This window comes from Flavobacterium movens (assembly GCF_039581425.1).
In the GTDB taxonomy this organism is placed as follows: Bacteria; Bacteroidota; Bacteroidia; order Flavobacteriales; family Flavobacteriaceae; genus Flavobacterium; species Flavobacterium luteolum.
In genome coordinates this window covers 94,237-114,695 of record NZ_JBCPXY010000003.1, presented here as the reverse complement: position 1 = coordinate 114,695, position 20,459 = coordinate 94,237, and the positions used below count along the sequence as shown (strand labels likewise).

At 32.3% G+C, this 20,459-nt stretch carries 20 protein-coding genes; 8 read left to right on the top strand and 12 right to left on the bottom strand.

Annotated features, from left to right (window positions below; all coding sequences use genetic code 11):
* Nucleotides 1-10 precede the first annotated feature (10 nt).
* Nucleotides 11-421, top strand: a complete 411-nt coding sequence (locus AAYQ05_RS06850; RefSeq protein ID WP_343542143.1) for a hypothetical protein — start codon at nucleotides 11-13, stop codon at nucleotides 419-421.
* A 146-nt stretch (nucleotides 422-567) separates the two neighbouring features.
* Here the strand turns inward: AAYQ05_RS06850 and AAYQ05_RS06845 are convergent, their stop codons facing one another.
* Nucleotides 568-1,008, bottom strand: a complete 441-nt coding sequence (locus AAYQ05_RS06845) for a DUF4268 domain-containing protein (protein WP_343542141.1) — start codon at nucleotides 1,006-1,008, stop codon at nucleotides 568-570.
* Nucleotides 1,009-1,100: 92 nt separating this feature from the next.
* Here AAYQ05_RS06845 and AAYQ05_RS06840 point away from each other — a divergent pair, with 92 nt between their 5' ends.
* Together AAYQ05_RS06840 and AAYQ05_RS06835 are read left to right on the top strand one after the other, a co-directional pair.
* A complete protein-coding gene (locus tag AAYQ05_RS06840; protein ID WP_343542139.1) occupies nucleotides 1,101-1,751 on the top strand; it encodes an NUDIX hydrolase in 651 nt (216 codons plus the stop codon).
* Nucleotides 1,752-1,877: 126 nt separating this feature from the next.
* Nucleotides 1,878-2,687, top strand: coding sequence for a lysophospholipid acyltransferase family protein (locus AAYQ05_RS06835; protein ID WP_274255990.1), 810 nt, complete (start codon nucleotides 1,878-1,880; stop codon nucleotides 2,685-2,687).
* An 84-nt stretch (nucleotides 2,688-2,771) separates the two neighbouring features.
* Here the strand turns inward: AAYQ05_RS06835 and AAYQ05_RS06830 are convergent, their stop codons facing one another.
* From AAYQ05_RS06830 to AAYQ05_RS06820, 3 genes are all read right to left on the bottom strand, one after another.
* Nucleotides 2,772-3,404: a DUF8845 family protein gene (locus AAYQ05_RS06830; RefSeq protein ID WP_177210258.1), complete on the bottom strand. Its 633-nt coding sequence runs from the start codon at nucleotides 3,402-3,404 to the stop codon at nucleotides 2,772-2,774.
* Nucleotides 3,405-3,412: 8 nt separating this feature from the next.
* On the bottom strand, nucleotides 3,413-3,907 hold the full coding sequence (locus tag AAYQ05_RS06825; RefSeq protein ID WP_008462500.1) for an RNA polymerase sigma factor: 495 nt from the start codon (nucleotides 3,905-3,907) through the stop codon (nucleotides 3,413-3,415).
* A 152-nt stretch (nucleotides 3,908-4,059) separates the two neighbouring features.
* On the bottom strand, nucleotides 4,060-5,121 hold the full coding sequence (locus AAYQ05_RS06820) for a DUF3810 domain-containing protein (RefSeq protein ID WP_343542135.1): 1,062 nt from the start codon (nucleotides 5,119-5,121) through the stop codon (nucleotides 4,060-4,062).
* 178 nt (nucleotides 5,122-5,299) lie between these two features.
* Between AAYQ05_RS06820 and AAYQ05_RS06815 the strand changes: the two genes are divergently transcribed.
* On the top strand, nucleotides 5,300-6,760 hold the full coding sequence (locus AAYQ05_RS06815; RefSeq protein ID WP_343542133.1) for an aminoacyl-histidine dipeptidase: 1,461 nt from the start codon (nucleotides 5,300-5,302) through the stop codon (nucleotides 6,758-6,760).
* A 68-nt stretch (nucleotides 6,761-6,828) separates the two neighbouring features.
* Here the strand turns inward: AAYQ05_RS06815 and AAYQ05_RS06810 are convergent, their stop codons facing one another.
* The 4 genes from AAYQ05_RS06810 to AAYQ05_RS06795 form a co-directional block, all read right to left on the bottom strand.
* Nucleotides 6,829-7,167 carry a DHCW motif cupin fold protein gene (locus AAYQ05_RS06810; protein WP_343542131.1) on the bottom strand — a complete coding sequence of 113 codons (339 nt, stop codon included), beginning with the start codon at nucleotides 7,165-7,167 and terminating at the stop codon, nucleotides 6,829-6,831.
* A 91-nt stretch (nucleotides 7,168-7,258) separates the two neighbouring features.
* Nucleotides 7,259-8,041, bottom strand: coding sequence for a carboxypeptidase-like regulatory domain-containing protein (locus AAYQ05_RS06805; RefSeq protein WP_202000727.1), 783 nt, complete (start codon nucleotides 8,039-8,041; stop codon nucleotides 7,259-7,261).
* A 173-nt stretch (nucleotides 8,042-8,214) separates the two neighbouring features.
* On the bottom strand, nucleotides 8,215-10,128 hold the full coding sequence (locus AAYQ05_RS06800) for a DEAD/DEAH box helicase (protein ID WP_343542128.1): 1,914 nt from the start codon (nucleotides 10,126-10,128) through the stop codon (nucleotides 8,215-8,217).
* Nucleotides 10,129-10,331: 203 nt separating this feature from the next.
* On the bottom strand, nucleotides 10,332-10,910 hold the full coding sequence (locus AAYQ05_RS06795) for a non-canonical purine NTP diphosphatase (protein ID WP_343542125.1): 579 nt from the start codon (nucleotides 10,908-10,910) through the stop codon (nucleotides 10,332-10,334).
* 77 nt (nucleotides 10,911-10,987) lie between these two features.
* Here AAYQ05_RS06795 and AAYQ05_RS06790 point away from each other — a divergent pair, with 77 nt between their 5' ends.
* Complete coding sequence (locus AAYQ05_RS06790) at nucleotides 10,988-12,766, top strand: ABC transporter ATP-binding protein (RefSeq protein WP_343542124.1); 1,779 nt, start codon at nucleotides 10,988-10,990, stop codon at nucleotides 12,764-12,766.
* Here AAYQ05_RS06790 and AAYQ05_RS06785 read toward each other — a convergent pair.
* Complete coding sequence (locus AAYQ05_RS06785; RefSeq protein WP_343542123.1) at nucleotides 12,747-13,130, bottom strand: ribosomal maturation YjgA family protein; 384 nt, start codon at nucleotides 13,128-13,130, stop codon at nucleotides 12,747-12,749. The genes AAYQ05_RS06790 and AAYQ05_RS06785 overlap by 20 nt on opposite strands.
* Before the next feature lie 1,018 nt (nucleotides 13,131-14,148).
* Here AAYQ05_RS06785 and AAYQ05_RS06780 point away from each other — a divergent pair.
* From AAYQ05_RS06780 to AAYQ05_RS06770, 3 genes are all read left to right on the top strand, one after another.
* The gene (locus tag AAYQ05_RS06780; RefSeq protein ID WP_343542121.1) at nucleotides 14,149-15,327 is read left to right on the top strand and encodes a glycoside hydrolase family 88 protein; all 1,179 of its coding nucleotides are present in this window, start codon (nucleotides 14,149-14,151) and stop codon (nucleotides 15,325-15,327) included.
* 6 nt (nucleotides 15,328-15,333) lie between these two features.
* Nucleotides 15,334-15,741, top strand: coding sequence for a hypothetical protein (locus tag AAYQ05_RS06775; RefSeq protein WP_343542120.1), 408 nt, complete (start codon nucleotides 15,334-15,336; stop codon nucleotides 15,739-15,741).
* Between the two features lie 266 nt (nucleotides 15,742-16,007).
* Entirely contained in the window at nucleotides 16,008-16,439 is a 432-nt protein-coding gene (locus AAYQ05_RS06770) for a hypothetical protein (protein ID WP_343542119.1), read from the top strand.
* A 52-nt stretch (nucleotides 16,440-16,491) separates the two neighbouring features.
* On the opposite strand, the gene AAYQ05_RS06765 is transcribed toward AAYQ05_RS06770, so the two are convergent.
* From AAYQ05_RS06765 to AAYQ05_RS06755, 3 genes are all read right to left on the bottom strand, one after another.
* Complete coding sequence (locus tag AAYQ05_RS06765) at nucleotides 16,492-18,006, bottom strand: FMN-binding glutamate synthase family protein (RefSeq protein WP_177210246.1); 1,515 nt, start codon at nucleotides 18,004-18,006, stop codon at nucleotides 16,492-16,494.
* A gap of 100 nt (nucleotides 18,007-18,106) precedes the next feature.
* Nucleotides 18,107-19,495, bottom strand: a complete 1,389-nt coding sequence (locus AAYQ05_RS06760) for a WG repeat-containing protein (RefSeq protein WP_343542117.1) — start codon at nucleotides 19,493-19,495, stop codon at nucleotides 18,107-18,109.
* A gap of 28 nt (nucleotides 19,496-19,523) precedes the next feature.
* Nucleotides 19,524-20,303 (bottom strand): NYN domain-containing protein, encoded by a 780-nt coding sequence (locus AAYQ05_RS06755; RefSeq protein ID WP_281631935.1) that lies wholly within the window; start codon nucleotides 20,301-20,303, stop codon nucleotides 19,524-19,526.
* Between the last annotated feature and the right edge of the window lie 156 nt (nucleotides 20,304-20,459).

Below are 20,459 nucleotides of genomic sequence, written 5' to 3'. Positions count from 1 at the left end.
GAAATATTTTATGAATTCCCTACGCCCCTACATATTGTTACTGTTTTTAGCTTTTGGATTGCAACAGGTTCAGAGTCAGTCTTATCATTTTAAAACCTCAGGATTTAGTGTTCTAGAAAAAAATGAAAGAGGTAAGTGGGGAGAATGGTCCAATCTGGATCTGGTAAATCTTTCGGTGGTTTTAGACACCAATAAACACAGGATTGTTGTGTATTCTCAAGAAATCCAGCTTTACAGTATTTTAGATTATATAGAAAGAGAAGAAAACGATACTGACATTGTATACTCCTTTATGTGTAAAGATAATGATGGAAGAGAATGCAAACTGTCAATTATAACTCGAAAAAAGCAAGACTTCAGGAAACAGTTATATATTAACTATGATGATCATATTATAGTTTATAATATTATTACAGTATAATAAGGTTCTAAGATACTAAGGTTCTGAGGTGCTAAGTTTTTATATAGCAAACCCGACAGTTTTTTTAAAACTTGTCGGGTTTATTATTTTATTTGATACTATAAGATTTAGTAACTTAGAACCTTAGTATCTCAGAACCTCAGAAGCTACAAAGATTCAACATCCTTAATAAACTCATCATATTCTAAATAGAACATTTCGAGAGCGTGCATATTTTCGTTGAAAAAATCAAAAATAGTATCCCAAGTGTTTTTATTGCTGAAACCAACGCCAAGTTTTTCAACCCAAATTCTGCTGATGGTTTTACCGCTTTCTAAAGTGTGATTTTTCTCAAAGACTAAATCTTTAATAAATTCTTCCTCTAAAATGTTTTTTAAAGCTTCTAGTTTTTCGAAATACGCAATGCGTTTTTCATCACTTCGCTGTTCAATGTCAATTAAAACTTGAGCCTTTTTGTTGTCAACATAAAACTTAAAAGAAAAGTCTTTGATCTTTGTATCATAAAGTACCCATTTACGAGGATATTTTTCGGCAAAAGCTACCCAAAATTCTCTTTTTATTCTTTGCGATTCTTCTTTGCTGTACATTTTTTTAGGCTTTAATAATAGAAAACTTGTGGTACTGCGTTTTCTGGAGTATATTTATGTTTTATTTGAAAGTACAAAAATAAGCTTTGATTATGAATTTTCAAGACTTTTTGAAATATGTTCCCAATATAATTCCTGTAGAGCTGCCAGCAGTAACCTCACATTTAAAAATGGCTCCCAAAGAACGTATAGAAGGATTAAAAAATCTTGATATCGAAGCGTTGAACGCCAGAATGGCTGGAGTAATGATGCTGTTTTATCCAAAACAGGAAAAAACACATTTGGTGTTGATTGTTAGAAATGCTTATGATGGAGTTCATTCAGCTCAAATTGCCTTTCCAGGTGGAAAGTACGAGAAAGAAGATCTGAATTTTGAAACGACTGCACTTAGAGAAACACATGAAGAGGTTGGAGTTGCAAGGGAAAAAATTGATATCATTAAACCTTTCTCCCCAATGTATATTCCTCCAAGTAACTTTTTAGTGCATCCTTTTTTGGGTATTGCAACAGAAGAGCTTTCTTTTTACCCCGATATAAGAGAGGTAGCTGGAATTATAGAACTGCCTTTGTCTGTTTTTTTAAATGATGATATTATTATCGAAGCCAGATTATCAACTTCTTATGGGGCAAATATTTTAGTTCCAGCCTTTAATATTCAGAACCATATTGTTTGGGGAGCCACAGCGATGATTTTGAGTGAATTGAGAGATGTTTTGCAAGCAGTTATTGCAAAAGAAATTTGATAAAGTTCATTTAATGATTTGATATTCATTTGGATATCTCTTAATTGGAGAAATTGTTTTATACTGTTGCTAAAAGAATAATTTTTGTATGTTTGCGACCTAACAAAAAAATAAGATAAATTAGTTATGGGATTGTTTAAGCGAAATCCTTTTGGGCATATTTTATTCATCAAGAAATGGTTAATCCGAGTTCTAGGTGCGATGACTCATAAGAGATATAGAGGTTTTAACGAATTGCAGATTGAAGGATCTGAAATTATTAAAACACTTCCAGACACTAATGTTTTATTTATATCCAATCATCAGACTTATTTTGCAGACGTTGTCGCGATGTTTCATGTTTTTAACGCCAGTTTATCTGGACGTCAAGATACGATTAAGAATATAGGTTATTTGTGGCAGCCAAAAATGAATATTTATTATGTTGCTGCAAAAGAAACAATGCAAGCTGGTTTGCTGCCGAGAATTTTGGCTTATGTTGGAGCAATTACAGTGGAGCGAACTTGGCGTGCAAAAGGCGTTGATGTTACCGAAAAAAGAGAAGTAAATCCAAACGATACTGAAAATATTAGAATTGCGCTTGAAGACGGTTGGGTGATTACTTTTCCTCAAGGAACTACAAAATCATTTAAGCCTGTTCGTAAAGGAACTGCACATATTATTAAACAACACAAACCGCTTGTTATTCCGATTGTAATTGACGGTTTCCGCAGATCATTCGATAAAAAAGGGCTTCGAATGAAGAAAAAAGGAATTTTACAGTCGTTCATTATCAAAGAACCTCTTGATATTGATTATGAAAATGACACTATCGAACAAATCGTAGAAAAAGTAGAATACGCAATAGAACAGCACCCATCATTTTTAAAAGTTATTCCTGCCGAAGAAATCAAAGCACAAGAAGAATTGAATAAAATGAGGCAATGGGATTATTAAAAGTTGATTATGTTTTGTTTCAAGTTTAAGGTTTTAAGTTGGAAAAACTTAGAATCTTAGTATCTCAGCGTCTTAGAAACTTTTTCAGAAATCTATCTTTTTCAACTCTTTGTAATTTGCGTACAATCTTCTTAAAAGAGTTCCGTAGATAATTCTATAGAAACACCAGAACAATCCGAAGAAACCTAAGATTACTAAGAATAGAATCCCGATTGTTACAAACATTGCTTTTCCGTTCATGGCAAGTTTGTTTCTTAAAAACTCCATGTCTGGATTGTAGACAAAAGCAATAAAGAAGCTCAAAATGGCTGTAATTACAATCATTCCTAAATTGTACCAAACATAATATTGTACTGTTTTACGAGTTCTTAAAATAGCGCTCATTAGAGATTTTGTGGCTATTGTGGTCGAAATGGTTTTATAATTTTTATAGAAAATGTAGACAAAAATTAAAACGACAACATAATTGAAATACGTTAAAAACTCTAAAGCTGTTACAATTTCAGGATGGTTCATTTTATGCAGTACATCATCTGTATTGATGAAAATGTTTGAAAATGTCCAAAATGAAATCTCCAAAATACTGATAATCAAAATCCATTTTACAATGGAAGATGACTTTCTGTGAATCATCTTGTAGATTTCGTTTTCAGAAATTTGTTGAAAAGAACCTGAGTTCTTTTGCCAGTCTTTTTTTAGTAAATCCAGTTCTTTCATAATAATTTTTAAGGATTTAGTATTTTTTTAAGTTTCCCTTTAATTCTGTTCATTTTCACACGCGCATTCACTTCGCTGATTCCTAAGGTTTCAGCTATTTCTTGATAATCTTTGTCTTCTAAATACATAAAAACTAATGCTTTTTCGATGTCATTTAATTGATAAACTGCCTTGTACATCAGTTTTATCTGTTCCTCTTCTTCATAATTGTAGTCAACATCTTTTACAAAATGCTGATGATTTTCATAATCTACGGTCGATATAGTTCTTTTGGTTTTGCGGTATAAGGTAATCGCTGTGTTCAAGGCAACACGATATGTCCAAGTCGAAAATTTACTGTCGCCTCTAAATTTTGGATAAGCTTTCCAAAGCTGAATGGTAATCTCTTGAAAGAGATCTTTATGAGCATCTTCGCCAGCAGTATATAATCTACAAATCTTGTGGATTATATTCTGATTTGCCTGCAGCTGCGCAACAAATGACTGTTCTAGATTTTCGCTCATAATGTATTAGTAGTTATGAAATCATTTTTGTTACAGTTGAGTTTATTTTTTTTGCCATAGATTGAACAGATTTTAATGATTTCTATTTTTAGACTAAATGATTAAAAGAGATTAGAAATTATTTTTAATCATTTAATCTGTGGCAAAAGAAATTATAGTTCTCTTGTTTTATAATAATTAATCGTCAAATCGATGAACTTACTATAGCTTTTCATTCCGTCTTTTTGGTTATTTGTTTTTAAAAAACTATCCCATAGAAAATGAAAACCTTCGTCTATAAATGTGTCGTATTTTTTCCAGAAATCTTGGTCTTCTTGGTAGTTTTTTAAAATTCCAGTATTTACTTGTTTTTTTAGTATTTCAAAAATTTTCTCGTTTTTAAACTGCCAGATTCCGAGACAATAGCGTAATGCAAAACTATATCCTGCATATTGATAATATAAATTGTCATTTTTGACAGAAGCCAAAAGACCAATAAAATTGCATTCACTTTCACTTGCAAAACCAATCTGATGTGCCATTTCATGAGATGTAGTTAGCGGAAAAGTGTACATTGGCAATAAGTCGTTAATTTGCGCTTCGTTTGTAAATGGATTTAAATAACCGCCAAATCCCATATAAGTTAAAGGAAGGCTAAATAGTGATTTTTTTACGCTTAATGTTTTGTATTTAAAATAGGGATGTTCTTTTGCTAAATTATCATAACCGTTTATAATCATGTTAAATGACTCTTTTTGTGAATATGGAAAGACAATTTTAGAGCTTCTATTTTTTGTGATTTGAAACTGAACTTCATTCGTCTTTGCAATTAATCTTTTAGTGAAAGCCAAAAGATCGGCATCGGTATATTCTCTTTTGATTTCCATTTTTTCAAAAAGAGGTTTGCGATAATAATTGAAAGCCCAAAGCAGATGGAAGAAAAAGTAAAAAATAGAAATTTTGCCTATTATTTTTAAAAGATGATCTTTCCAATTAGTCTTCCATGTTCCCTTTATTTTCCAAAACCAGCTAATTATAGAAATCATCAAAATAGCATAAATTATGTCGCCGACAGAAAACGGAATATTACCTAAAACTGTTCTAGAAAAATGTGAAATCCTGACGAATAAATTTTTACTGTAAAAACCTTCAACAAAATCTGGAAAGTATGGAAGGATTTTATAAAAAATGATTTGAATAATTAGAAATAAAGGTAAAACGTATTTTGATTTCACAAGGTAAATTTTAGATACGTAAATATAAACACAATTATTTATAACTAAAAAAGAATAGTATTTGTGAATTTTGATTTTAAAGTGGATAATTAGTGCTAATTCGTGAAATTTGTGGCGAAAAAAAATATAAACTTTGTAACTTTGAAGCTCTTAATTGTTAAACATCAAACATAATATAATGAGTCAAGAAATTAGAAATCTGGAACCAAAAGCACTTTGGAACAAATTTGCAGATTTAAATGCTGTTCCTCGTCCATCGAAGAAAGAAGAGCGTGTAATTGAGTTTATGAAAAACTTTGGAAACAGCTTAGGTTTAGAAACTTTCGAAGATGAAATCAGAAACGTAATCATTAGAAAACCGGCAACTCCAGGAATGGAAAACCGCAAGCCAATTGTAATGCAAGGACATTTAGATATGGTGCATCAAAAAAATGCAGATACTGTTTTTGATTTTGATACTCAAGGAATCGACATGTATGTGGATGGTGACTGGGTTCGCGCGCGCGGCACAACACTTGGAGCTGATAATGGGTTAGGAGTAGCGACTATTATGGCAATTCTAGAAAGCAAAGATATTCCGCATCCTGCAATTGAAGCTTTATTTACAATTGATGAAGAAACAGGAATGACTGGAGCTTTAAATCTAAAAGGCGGAATTCTGCAAGGTCAGATTTTATTGAATTTGGATACAGAAGAAGATGATGAAATTGATATTGGATGTGCTGGTGGAATTGATGTAACGGCTACAAGAACATATCATGAAGAAGAAGTTCCAGAAGGTTCTGTTGGTTATACTATTACAGTAAAAGGCTTAAACGGTGGGCATTCAGGAATGGATATTCATAAAGGTTTAGGAAATGCCAATAAAATCATGAATCGTTTATTGTTTGATGCATTTGAAAACTTTGGTTTACAGATTGTAGAAATCAACGGTGGAAGTCTTAGAAATGCTATTCCAAGAGAAAGTGTTGCTAAGGTAATTATTTCTCAAATGTTTGATGAGGCTTATGTTTATGATATGCAGGAGATTATTTCTGATATCAAAGCTGAATATAAAACAACTGAACCAAACTTATCAATTGAAATCGTAAAAGGTAATTTACCGGAAAAAGTAATGGAACTTGGTGTTCAAGAAGGAATCATCAGAGCGATTTACGCAGCGCAGAATGGAGTTTATAGAATGAGCGCAGATATGGCCGATTTGGTAGAAACTTCAAATAATATTGCTCGCGTTGTTATTAAAGACGGTGAAATTTTAGTTGGATGTTTAACGCGTTCTTCTGTAGAATCTTCAAAATTTGATTTGGCTAATTCGTTACGTTCTGCATTTGAATTAGTTGGATGTGAAGTTGAGCTTTCAGGTTCTTATCCAGGTTGGACTCCAAACGTGAACTCTGAAATTTTAGAAGTTTTAAAAGATATTTACGAAAAGCAAAATGGCGAACAGCCAAAAGTTGTAGCTTGCCACGCAGGTTTAGAATGCGGAATTTTAGGAACAAATTATCCAGATATGGATATGATTTCTTTTGGTCCAACAATTCATGGAGCTCACTCTCCAGACGAAAGAGCAAGTATTTCTTCTGCACAGAAATACTGGAAATTTGTATTAGAAATTCTTTCTAATATACCAGTTAAATAATATTAGTTTTCAGTCACAGTCTCAGTACTCGGTTTTGTAAAACTGTATACTGAGACTGTATACTGAGACTAAACTAAAAAGTCCCCGTCTATTATTAGCAATTCGACACCTTTAGTTGTAATAGAGCGATGAGAACTCATATCGTCAGAAACAATATAAGTCATTCCTTTTGTTAATGTCATTTTTTCACCGTTATCTAATTCGCTGATGAAATCTCCTTTCAAGCAATGCACAATGTGTCCTTTTTGACACCAGTGACCAGCAAGATAATTTTTACTGTAAACAACTTTTCGAACACGTAAACCTCCTAATTGTATGGTCTGCCAATAAGCAGTTCCGGTTTCTCCTATGTGTTCTGTTTTATCGATTTGACTCCAATCAATCGTCTGAAAAGGTATTGTAGACATTTTTTTTGTGGTTTTGTTAGTTAGTAGTTATATTTAAAACAAAAAAAATCCTCAATTTTAAAAATGAGGATTGATTTTTTATGTTGTGAGTTTAATTTCGTTTCAAAACTTTATACTGTTCGTAACAAGCACTGATTGCATCCATAATCTGAAGATCGTTTGCGGATTGAATGAAAGAATCTGAATAATTGCAACGGTGCATAATTTCAGGGATTTCGTCTTTGCTGATACCTAGTAATACTGCAACCGTTTCGCGATCGTATTTGGACTCTAAAAGCGTTCGCACAGTATCATCTTTTTTCATTTCCTTTAGCTTCTTGAGTTCTTTACCATTTTTTCCAAAGAAATTATAAAGCATGTCGGCAGGGTTAAAGATCGAACCGAGGACTTTTCCAAAAGCATTTGGAGCATATTCTCCCGCTTCGTAACCTTGAGTAAGTCCAGAAATACTGTAACGATAGTTTTCTTTTGTTGGAATTAATTTAGAGTCAATTTCAAGATATCCAGTCAAAGAGAAAGGTGCAATAACGACTTCTTCCAAAGCAATTGCTTTTTCAGTAAGTTGAATTCGGGTTACTTTATTTTTTATCCAGTCATTTGTAACTCTGATTCTTAATGATTGAAATCCTAGAATAGAAAAATGAAGTGTATCGTTGACTTGTACGTCAATTTCAAAATACCCTTTTTCGTCAGATTTTGCACCACGCACTTTGTTGGTGTTAATGATGTTTACTCCAGCAAGCGGTTGTTTGCTGTCGTCGTTAATAACATAACCTGAAACTCTTTGTGGAACTGTTGGTTGTGTATCTTGCGTATCTTGTGCAAAACCAATGTTGGCGAGAAGTGTAAAAAAGAAAATTGCGAAATATTTCATATCCTGATTTAAAGCTCTAAAAGTAGTAAATAGGGATTAAATATCTCGCAGTCTTGGAATTTAATTATAAGAAAATTAACAAAGACATTGATAAGATTATTGGATATAAGAAAAAATCCCAAATTCCGTATAAAATTGGAATTTGGGATTTTGTATTTTAAGAAATTAAGTTATTAATCTCTTCTAGATCTTCTTGGTCTTGAGCTATCGCCGAAGTTTTCTGAACGTCTTGGAGCTCTATCTGAACCACCTTCGCTTCTTGGAGCAGAGCTTCTGAAACCACCTTCTCTTCTAGGAGCTGAGTTTCTATCACCTCTAAAACCTCCGTCACGAGATCCGCCTTCGCGTGATCCGCCGTCTCTTGAAGAATTTCTATCGCTTCTGAATCCGCCTTCACGTCTTGGGGCGAAGTTTCCTTCTCTTCTGCCAGAATCACGTCTTCCGCCACGGTTGTTGTGGTCACGTCTTCCGCCACCATCATTTTTAGAAATCTCAACATTGATACGACGACCTTCTAATTGTACGTTGTTTAAAACGTCCATTACTTTGTCTGTATGCTGTGGATCTGTGTTGAAGAAAGAGAATCCTTCTTTAACATCTACTTTAAAGATATCATCACGACCTAAATCTAATGTTTCTTTCAAGTAATCTTTTAATGACATCCAGTCGAAGTTGTCTCTAGATCCGATGTTTACAAAATAACGAACTGCTCCGTTATTGCTAAATTCTCTTGGCTCAGAATCACCTCTTTCGCGTCTTTCTCCACCTACAGAAATATCTCTATTTTTCTTGTAATAAGTAATGAAACGGTTAAATTCTACTGAAACCATTTTCTTAATCAATTCTTCTTTAGATAAATCTTCAAGAACATTGTTGATTGCTGGTAAATAGTTGTCAATTTCGTGATCAACCTCAGTATCTTTAATTTTGTTTGCTAAGTGTAATAACTGAATTTCGCAGATTTCGATTCCAGATGGAATAGTTTTTTCTTCGAATTTTTGTTTGATGATTCTCTCGATAGAAGAAATCTTACGTAACTCACTTTTTGTAACAATTACAATAGAAGTACCTAATTTTCCAGCTCTACCAGTACGACCAGAACGGTGGTTGTAAGTTTCGATTTCGTCAGGTAATTGGTAATTCACAACGTGAGTTACGTTGTCAACGTCAATACCACGTGCAGCAACGTCAGTAGCAACAAGCATCTGAATTTGTCTTCCACGGAACGATTTCATTACACCATCACGTTGTGCTTGAGATAAATCTCCGTGTAACGCAGCGGCGCTATATCCATCTTCAATTAATTTCTCTGCAATAGCTTGCGTGTCTCTTTTTGTACGACAGAAAACTACAGAAAAAATATCAGGATTAGCATCGGCTAAACGTTTCAAAGCTTCGTAACGATCACGAGCATTAACTAAATAAAATTCGTGAGAAACTGTAGATGAACCTGAATTTTTAGTTCCTACAGTAATTTCTAGAGGATCGCTCATGAATTGTTTTGCAATTCTAGCAACCTCTTGTGGCATAGTTGCAGAGAACAACCATGTGCTTTTTTCATCTGGAGTATCTGATAAAATAGATACAATGTCATCATAGAATCCCATGTTTAACATTTCGTCAGCCTCATCCAAAATACAGTAATCTATATTTTTAATGTTTACTAGACCTCTGTTAATCATGTCTTGCATTCTTCCTGGAGTTGCCACAATAATTTGTGCACCTCTCTTTATTTCTCTTGCTTGCTCTGTTATACTAGCTCCTCCGTAAACTGCTACCACATTAATACCTTTTTCGTATTTTGAGTAGTTTTTAAGTTCGTTAGTAATCTGTAAACATAACTCGCGTGTTGGCGATAAAACTAATGCTTGTGTATTTCTGTTGTCGGCATCAATTTTTTGAATTAGCGGAAAACCGAAAGCTGCCGTTTTCCCTGTCCCTGTTTGAGCCAACGCAACCATATCCGTGTCTTTTTCCAATAATAGGGGAATCGCCTTTTCCTGTACCTCTGACGGATTTTCAAATCCTAGATCTAAAATCGCCTTCAGTAACGATTCATTCAATCCTAATTGTTCAAATTTATTCATATGTGTTTTAAAATAGGGTGCAAAATTACTGCTAATTATTCAGATAAACTAATGCAATTTTAAGAATTATGTATTTGTTAAGAATTGATTATCAAAAAGTTACATTTTTGTTGAAATAAATTTTCATGTTAAATGAAGAAATATGCCAAAAAACACGTCTCAAAATCTAAAATTTAGCTAATAAAATGTTGTATTTTAAACAATTATTTTGTGGTGCTCAGGAAATCAATGAGTTGCTTAACTGCTTTTCCGCGATGACCTATAGTGTTTTTAGTTTCCAAAGGCAGTTCTGCAAAGGTCTGGTTAAAATTTTCTGGTTTAAAAATAGGATCATAACCAAAACCATTTGTTCCTGTTTTGGTTAACGTAATATCTCCTTTTGCAATTCCTGTAAACAAATATTGTTTTCCTTTTAGATTTAAAGTAATAACGGTCTTGAACTGGGCGCTACGATTTTCTTCATTTTTTAATGCGTTTAAAAGCTTGTTCATGTTGTCGTCTGCATTTTTTTGTTCGCCTGCATATCGCGCAGAATAAACTCCAGGTTCTCCATTTAATGCATTTACTTCTAGACCTGTATCATCTGCAAAACAATCATAACCATATCTTTGAGTTACATAATCTGCTTTTAAAATAGCATTTCCTTCTATGGTGTCAGCTGTTTCTGGAATATCTTCTAAACAATTAATATCTTCTAAACTCAATATTTTTATGCTTTCAGGAAGCATGCTTTGAATTTCGGCGATTTTATTTTTGTTGTTTGAAGCGAAAACGAGTTTCATAAGTATAATGTGTTTAAATGATTTTCAACACAAATTTAGAATTCTTATATTTGATATGTTAGCTAAAATTCAAATAAATGCAATTATCAGTACTTTATAAAAAAATCTTACCTTTTGTAAAGCCTTACAGAAAAATGGTAATTGCAACTTTACTGCTAACTTTCTTGGGTTCGTTTGCAGCGCAGGTAAATGCTGTAATCTTAAAATATACTGTAGATACCATAAACAATTTGATGGTTGCGCACGAACCTTTATCCAAAGGATTTCATTTACTCGGAATTATTAGTATCGTTTTGTTAACTAAAGAATTGGTTAATTCTGTGGTTCAATTTGGACAGAAATTCTACGGAGAAAAGCTCCGAATTTTTATTACACGGGATATTTCGCAAACTATAGTAGAAAAAATTCTAAGTTACCGAATGGAGTTTTATACTTCTGATGAAAATGAAAGCGGAAAACTGCAGACCAGAATTGACGCTGGAATTAGTAGTTTGACCAGATTGGTTCAAAACTTCTTTATTGATATTCTGCCTTTGTTTGCCAACGCTTTTGTGGCTTTGGTTATTATGTTTTATGCCAATGTTTATGTGGGTTTGGTGAGTTTATGTATTATTCCGATTTACTTTTATATAAGTCAATTGCAGGCAACGAGATTGAGCGGATTTAGACGAAGAATGCGCAATTATCGTGAAACTAAGAACAACGGAATTATCAGTTTAATTGAATCCATAACGGTAATTAAATCCTTTGTGCGTGAGTCTACAGAAGCCGATCGACACGAAAAGATTCAGTTTGAAATGACCGAAAATCAGTTGCAGACAAGAAAGACTAGCTTTATTTTTGAAAGCATTAAAAGCTTTGTCGAACAGATTGGAGTGGTAATTATCATTATTCTGACAGCTTATTTTGTTTTAAATAATCAAATGACAATTGGAGCGATTATGTTTCATATAATGCTGTTTAATAATGTTTCGTCGCCAATTAGGCAATTACACCGAATTTATGACGAGGTAAATGACGCTTTGATTTATTCTGAAGGATTCTTTGATATTTTAGAAGCAGAAAAAGAAGTGGAAACGAGCGGTGATTTTATTCCAGAAAAAGTTGTTGGATTGATCGAAGTAAAAAATGTAGATTTTGTATATCCAAACGGAACTCAGGCACTTTACGATATTAATTTCACTGTAAAACCAAATGAAACAACAGCTTTGGTTGGATTAAGCGGAGCTGGAAAAAGTACGATTATTAATTTATTGGATAAATTCTACTTGCCTTCATCGGGCCATATATTTTTGGATGGAGTTGATTTAGTGGAATACAATACAGATTTTCTGCGTAAAAATATTGGTTTGGTACTTCAAAAAAATCATATTTTTAAAGGCACAATTGCAGAGAATATTTTATACGGAAAACCTGAAGCTTCCAAAGAAGAAGTTATAGAAGCGGCAAAACAAGCCTATATTCACGAACAGGTAATTCAGCTACCAAAAGGTTACGATTCTGATGCACATTTGCTTTCAGGCGGTCAGCAGCAGCGAATTGCCATTGCCAGATTATTTCTCAAAAATCCACCAATCATTTTCCTCGATGAACCAACAGCAAGTTTGGATGCTATTGCAACAGAGCAAATTAAAAAATCGTTAGATGCCATTAAAAAAGATAGAACCGTGATTATTATATCGCACAGTATTTCCCAGATTATTGATGCTTCTAGTATTATAGTTTTAGAAAAGGGAAGATGTGTAGAAAAAGGAACTCATGACGAATTGTATGATAATAAAGGAACATATCATCAGATATTCATGGCAATGGCAAACAGTTTAAATATCGAAAAAATTACACAGACTTTTGATTGAGATAATGCAGTGTAAATTTTTCAGTCATAAAAACCACAAGAATTCCAAAAGTATAAGCCATGATATCTTCCCAAAGAAATCCCTGACCTAGAACGTATCTTCCAAAAAGTGTTTTTCTGAGTTCTATCATCCATTCGCCTTGATACAATTGTAGAAATTCAATTCCATAACAAATCAATATAGAAAGTAACGCAATTGCGAAAGCATTTCTGAACGGAAGAAATATCCGAATTAAAAAATAAATCATTACAGCATACAGAAAATCGCCTATCCATAAAGGGATAAAAGAGATTTTTCTGGAAAGGATTCCGAGGAAAATGATGCTTATAAAAGCTATCAAATAGTAGATTCTGGTTTTGTTCAAGTTGAGATTGGGTTTTGGTTAAAGCAAATGTATGTAATCAGTTGTAATTTTTCTTTGTCAAAGTTTTAAACTTTGACAAAGATTCTGATTTAAAGCAAATCAAGTTTTTTAATGATAAAAATGATGACTTCTGTTCGTCTCTTTGTCAAAGTTCAAAACTTTGACAAAGATTTATTTATAATTAATTTAAGAAAAATCTTATTTTTTATATTTTTGATTTTCTAATTTTTAAAGAAATTAATCAGTGGATATCAGAAATCAAAATTTAGAACCAGACTGTTTTTATCATATTTATAATAGAGGAGTTAATGGAGATAAAGTTTTTCAAGAAAATGACAATTACAAATTTTTCATGACTCAATTCCTTAAGTATTTGAGTCATGTCTGTGATCTTTATGCTTACTGTTTGATACCGAATCACTTTCATTTTGTAATTAGAATTAAACCTCAAAAAGAATTGTTGGATTTCTTCGAAGAAAAAATAAAAGGCCACTTAAAAAAGGATTGCATTCAGTAGAAAGTCTTGCAAGTAAACAACTAAGTAAATTTATTAGTTCTTACACTCAAGCTTATAATAAAGTCTTTGATAGGCATGGACCATTGTTTGAATCTCCCTTTAAAAGAAAGAAAATAGATTCTGAAAAATATTTGAGGAATCTCATTATTTATGTTCATCAAAATCCTATAGATATTAAAAAAGATTTTAGGGCTTATAAGTTCTCGTCATATGCAACTGTTTTGTCTACATTGAAAACTAACTTAAAGAGAAGTGAGGTGATTAAATATTTTGACAATTTGGAGAATTTTGTTTTTTGCCATGATAATGTAATTGATTTTAAATTTTAGGGTTTTAAAGAATCTTTGTCAAAGTTTTAAACTTTGACAAAGAGAAGCATAACAGGAAAAAGTCTAAATAAAATGGTACACCAATAATCCACTTTTAGGTAACAAAAAGTACAAAAACTTAAAGGATTCACTTTATTTTATAAATTTATCGATTAAACAAACTATCAACCACATGAAGGCAAAATTTTTTACCCTGATTGCAGCTTTGTTTCTCTTAGGAAATCAAGGTTATTCTCAAAAAGACAAAACGTTTAATATTAAAAAACAGTTAGATTATTGCGCAGAACAAGCTTCTAAAACTTTAAAAGTAATTCCAAACGACGGTACTTCTCCAAGAACAGTGCCAAACGGAAGTAAAGAATGGAAATTTGTCGGTTATAAAGACTGGACAAGCGGATTTTGGCCTGGAGAATTGTGGTTTTTATATGAAGCTACAAAAGATAAAAAATGGGAGAAAGACGCCGATAAATTCAGTCGTTTTTTAACGCCTCTATCTGTAAGTAAAGCTGCGGATCATGATTTAGGTTTTCAAATTTTTAATAGTTTTGGAAATGGGTACAGATTGACTAAAAATCCAGAATACAAGCAAATTATACTGAAAACAGCCGATACTTTGGCAACACTTTTCAATCCAAAAGTGGGAACAATCCAATCTTGGCCTCATAATAAAATGGGCGGACATAATACGATTATCGACAATATGATGAATTTGGAGCTTTTGTTTTGGGCTTCAAAAAATGGTGGAAGTAAAAGTTTATACGATATAGCGGTAAAACACGCCGAAACGACAATGGCTAATCATTTTAGACCAGATAATACTTCGTATCATGTTGTAATTTACGATTACGAAACTGGAAAAAAGATAAAAGGAAGAACAGCGCAAGGATACAGTGATGATAGTATGTGGGCACGCGGTCAGGCTTGGGCAATTTACGGTTTTACAATGACTTACAGGGAAACAAAAGACGTTAAATTTTTAGATTTTGCCCATAAATTAGCACGTGTTTATTTGGATAAATTAACTACGGAAGATTTAGTTCCGTATTGGGATTTTAATGCGCCAAATATTCCTAACGAACCTCGAGATGCTTCTGCGGCGGCGATTGTTTCGTCTGCACTTTTAGAATTAAGTTCGTATACAAAAGACAAGAATTTAAAAACTGAATATTTGACAAAAGCTAAAAAGATGATCGTTTCGCTTTCAGATCATTACCAAAGTCATGATGTCAATTCGGCATTTTTATTGCATTCAACAGGACATAAACCAGCAAACAGTGAGGTAGATTGTTCTATAAATTACGCAGATTATTACTATCTTGAGGCATTATTAAGACTTCAAAAACTAAAATAGAATATTATGCTAAAGAAAATAAGCCAGATTGCCTTTGCAATAATGATGGTATTGATGCTTGCAAGCTGTAAAAATACCAAACAGAAACTTCAAGAGTATGTCGTTACGTACAACAAAAACATTGCTCCAAGTTTTAGAGCCGAAAATGTAACGCTTACTACAGCAAGAGGTTACATTAATGATAATAAAATTGAATTGAGATTTGAAACTGGCTTAGACCAAAATGAAGGCAATAAATTAGCTTCTTCTATATCATTTGTAAAGTTGATAAGATCGATGATTGAAAAAGATCAGATTCCAAGACAATTAATAGAAGAGGGGGTACAATTTGATGTTTACTTTTTGGCAAATGATAATACTGTTTTAGATAAAGAGGTGCTTACAGGGGAATCTCTTAAATATATTTTAAAATAATAAATCACATTTTTATAGGAAACGGATCATTTTGATTCTTACATATTAAAAGTCTATTTAAAGTTTATTTAAATAGACTTTTTTGTATTTACAGTTAAAAATTAAGTGTAAAGGAAACGTTTTTATTCTTACAAATATTTCCTTTTCACGAGTATAATCAGTTTGAATTCAAAGAATTACAGTTGTTTTTTTTGTAAAAGTATATTGGTTTTATGTTATAAATTAATTATGTTTGAGTTAAAAAATAACTATTAAACCAAAAATTTATGAAAAAAATTACCCAAATCGCATTTGCGCTAGCTTTTGCATTATTTTTAATTAGCTGTAAAAACACCAAACAGAAAATTCAGGAACATGTAAGTAATTACAATAATTCATCTTCTATAAAAGGAAGCGGTATTACAAGTACAACAGCAAAAGCTTTTCTAAACGACAATAAAATTGAAATCAGAATTGAAACAAATTTAGAGGAAAACGATGCAAATAAATTAGCCTACAAAGAATCTTTTCCAGATTTATTGAAAGAGATGATTAAAAACGATCAGATTTCATCTTCTCTTATTGCAGAAGGTGTAAAGTTTGACGTGTATTTCTTAGCTTATAATAATGCTATTTTGGCTCAAGAATTAGTAGATCAAGAAGAATTAGCCGTTTTAGAAGGAAATGCAAGCGCAGGTAAAGAAACAGCAAAATTGTAATTAAAATAGATTTTTAGAAAAAGCCTCTTCAATTTTGAAGAGGCTTTTCTGTTTATGAGAATTGCGTAACGTTTTTCAAATTGTCTGGAAAATAGAGTTCCGATAAATTAGTAAACTCATCTCCACGCATAAATATGTTGATATCAACATCTGCAAATGAGGTTTTTCCGGCAGCAGCTAAAAGTTCGTTTGCCGCATGAAGCGTGTTTTTATGAAAATGATACACTCTTTCAGATTTATCTGTAACAACCAATCCTTTCATCAGCATTTTGTTTTGCGTTGCTACTCCTGTTGGACATTCATTATTATGACAGCGTAAGGCTTGTATACAACCTAAAGAGAACATAAATCCTCTTGCGCTGTTACACATATCTGCACCTAAAGCAATGGCATGTAAAATAGAATAACCAGAAATGATTTTTCCGCTTCCAATAATGCGCATTTTATCACGAATGCCTAAACGTACCAAAGTTTTATTCACAAAAATCAAAGCAGGCTCAAAAGGCATTCCTACACCATCTGCAAATTCAAGCGGAGCAGCTCCAGTTCCACCTTCTGCACCATCAACGGTAATGAAATCTGGATATGTATCTTCATTGATCATCTCTTGGCAGATTGCTTCAAACTCCTCAGTATTACCAATACATAATTTAAATCCGATTGGTTTTCCGTTAGATAACTCGCGTAATTGTTTAATAAATTGAATTAATCCATTGGCATCAGAAAAAGCATGATGGCCTGGAGGAGAAAGAATCATCGTATGTGGCACAACGCCTCTAATTTTAGCAATTTGTTCTGTGTTTTTAGCTGCAGGCAATACACCTCCATGACCTGGTTTTGCACCTTGAGAAATTTTAATCTCGATCATCTTTACATTTGGAAGATTTGCTTTTTCAGAGAAATTTTCAGGACTAAAATTTCCTTCTGCATCACGACAGCCAAAATATCCTGTACCAATCTGCCAGGTAATGTCGCCGCCTCCTGCAAGGTGAAATTCAGTTAGTCCACCTTCTCCTGTGTTTTGATAGAAATTCCCCTTTTTTGCTCCAATATTAATGGCACGAACTGCATGTTCGCTCAACGAACCAAAACTCATTGCCGAAACGTTAAATAAAGAAGCAGAATAAGGCTGTTTGCAATCTTTTCCTCCAACTAATACACGAGGTAATTCTTCGTTTACTTTTGCAGGGAAAATAGAATGCTTTATTCCTTCGTAGTTTTCTGTATTTAAGTTTAATTGTGTTCCAAATGGAGTGCTCGAATCAATATTTTTGGCTCTTTGGTAAACTAACGAACGCTGGTTTCTTGAAAAAGGTTTTCCGTCTGTAGATCTTTCAATAAAATATTGCTGAATCTCAGGTGCAATCATTTCAAATAAATATCTGAAATAACCTAGAACAGGGAAGTTTCTTAAAATAGCATGTTTTTCTTGAGATGCATTATAAACTCCTACGATTAGTAAGATTGGGATAATAAATACGAGTAAATAACCTCGTCCAGTATAGTAATAAATTGCTGCAACAATTAGAAACAATAAGAATCCGTAAATAAAAAATTTTTTTCTCATGATGTATCTTTGTAATATGTGATTTTTTTTAGTTTTTTTCCAAACAGAGAGTTAATTAAGTTTTTAACTTTGAGGTTTGTCTATAAAAAAGAAATCAGATCTAATCTTTAAAATATTCAAAACCAATAGTGTTTATATAGCCCCATTTTCCTTTTAATTTGACTTTCAGCAAATCGTCATAAGAATAATTTAAAAAATCATATTTCGGTTTGATTTCGGTTCCTGTTTCTAAATCAAAATAACCATACTTTCCTTTGTCTTTGATGAAAATATTACGATATCCTAATTTACTGTAATCTTCATAAATTGGTGGTAAAAGGACATTATTATTAAAATCAACAACAGTAATTTTATTGCCATTTTTTGCTAAAAAGAACCTTGGAATCATAGCCGGCTCATCAAAACGAATATCAATTATGGTATCGTATTGAGGTACGATCAATTTTTCTATTTTATATTTCAGCAATTCATCAATTTCAACGAATCCAGATTTGCCATTTTTATAAATTTTAACCAAATTAGAAAATGCTCCCCAGATTTCATAAGGTTTAGTTGAAAAGGAATCTATCTCCGTTTTGTTGTTTTCCAGTATTTGTCGTTTGTTCTGTTTTATATAATCCCATTTTTCGTTTTCCAATTTTTTCAGATCATCCGGAAAATAACCCATCACGTATTCGTGATTTTTCGAATCGTAATCTGTTTTATTTATTTTTTTGACACTAAACTGAGCATCAATGATAAAGTAGTCATTCCCAATTTTTGATAAGTAATAATATTCTTTAGAAGAATTTTTACTGTATTCATAATTTTCAGCAATGCTGTCATAAATCATGGGAACTACAATTTTGTTTTTGCTGTTTATAATACCATATTTGTTTTTGTTTTTAGCAATTAACAAGCCCTTGTGTATCAATTCTAATTTTTCATATTGAGCAGGGATAATTACTTTGTCATCGTTACTTATTAAGCAATATTTTTTATTAATGATATTGATTGCTACATACTTATTGAAAAAATTGTCTTCATTGAAAAAGTTTACAGAATCATATTTCGCGGGTATATATAATTTTCCTTTACTATTTGAGTACCCCCATTTGTCTTTAATTCTATAAGGAACTAGATTTTTTAAATCTATTTTTAATTGTATTTTGTTGAATAATTCGTTCCAGTTTTTATCATCATGTAAACTTTCTAAATCCGTATCTTTTTTTAAATGATCGACATTTGTCCAGCCTCCATCTATTGCTTCGTTTAAATATTTAAATGCTTTACTTGGAATATTTGCCAAAGCAGCGGTACATGCAGCATTGTAAATGTCTACATATTCATCCGTATTTATTTTAAAAGCTTCTTCGTATAATGCTAAAGATTTATTGTAGTCTTTAGACTGATATAAAGAATTGGCTTTTTTTATTGTTTCCGAGTAATTCTGTGCATCTGCTTTATAAAAAGTAAAACAAAAAAGCAGAAGTAAAAGAGGTATTCTCATTTAGTTTCAGTGTATAAATATTAAAAGTTTAATTGAATCTTAAGCGTACATAAACGTGCTTGATTCCTTTTTTGTCTGACTCTCTTTCGTCGATTTCCAGAATATCAGTTAATGATTTAAGCATTGGTGTCAATTTAGAGAAACCATAGTTTCGAGGGTCAAATTCAGGTTTTTTCTTTACGATTAGATTCCCGACATCACCCAAAAATGCCCAACCATCATCATCTTCAATGTCTTCGATAGTAGCTTCAATCAGCTCAATAGTCTGTTTGTCAATTTTATGAAGTGCTTTTTCGGCAGGTTTTTCAATTGGCTTTTTGGTATCAGTAGCGGTTGTTTTAGGCTTTTTCTTTTGAATAGCTCCATCCAAAACCTCAATATAAATAAATCGGTCGCAGGCCACAATAAACGAGTTCGGTGTTTTCTTTTCTCCAATACCAATTACTTTCATACCCGATTCACGAAGTCTCACAGCAAGCCTTGTAAAATCGCTATCGCTGGAAACAATGCAAAAACCATCCAATTTACCAGAGTATAGCAAATCCATTGCATCAATAATTAGAGCAGAATCTGATGAATTTTTTCCAACTGTGTAACTATATTGTTGAATAGGAGTAATAGCATGTTCCAGTAAAACGCCTTTCCATCCATTTGCGTTTGGCTTTGTCCAATCGGCATAAATCCTTTTTGTAGTTGGCGTTCCAAGTTTTGCAATTTCTTCCATCATGCCTTTTACATTGCTATATGGCACATTGTCTGCATCAATAAGGACTGCCAGTTTTAAATCTTTTGAATTGCTTAAAGGCATTTGTTAAATATTTAAAATTTAATACTCTCAAAGTTAAAATTAAAATTGGTTTTTATAAGAATTGAATGATGAATATGTGTAATTGTTGGCACTAATTAGTTTCATTATAAATAATATTTGATCTTTAGAAAAATAATTAAAGATAAGTTTGTCTTT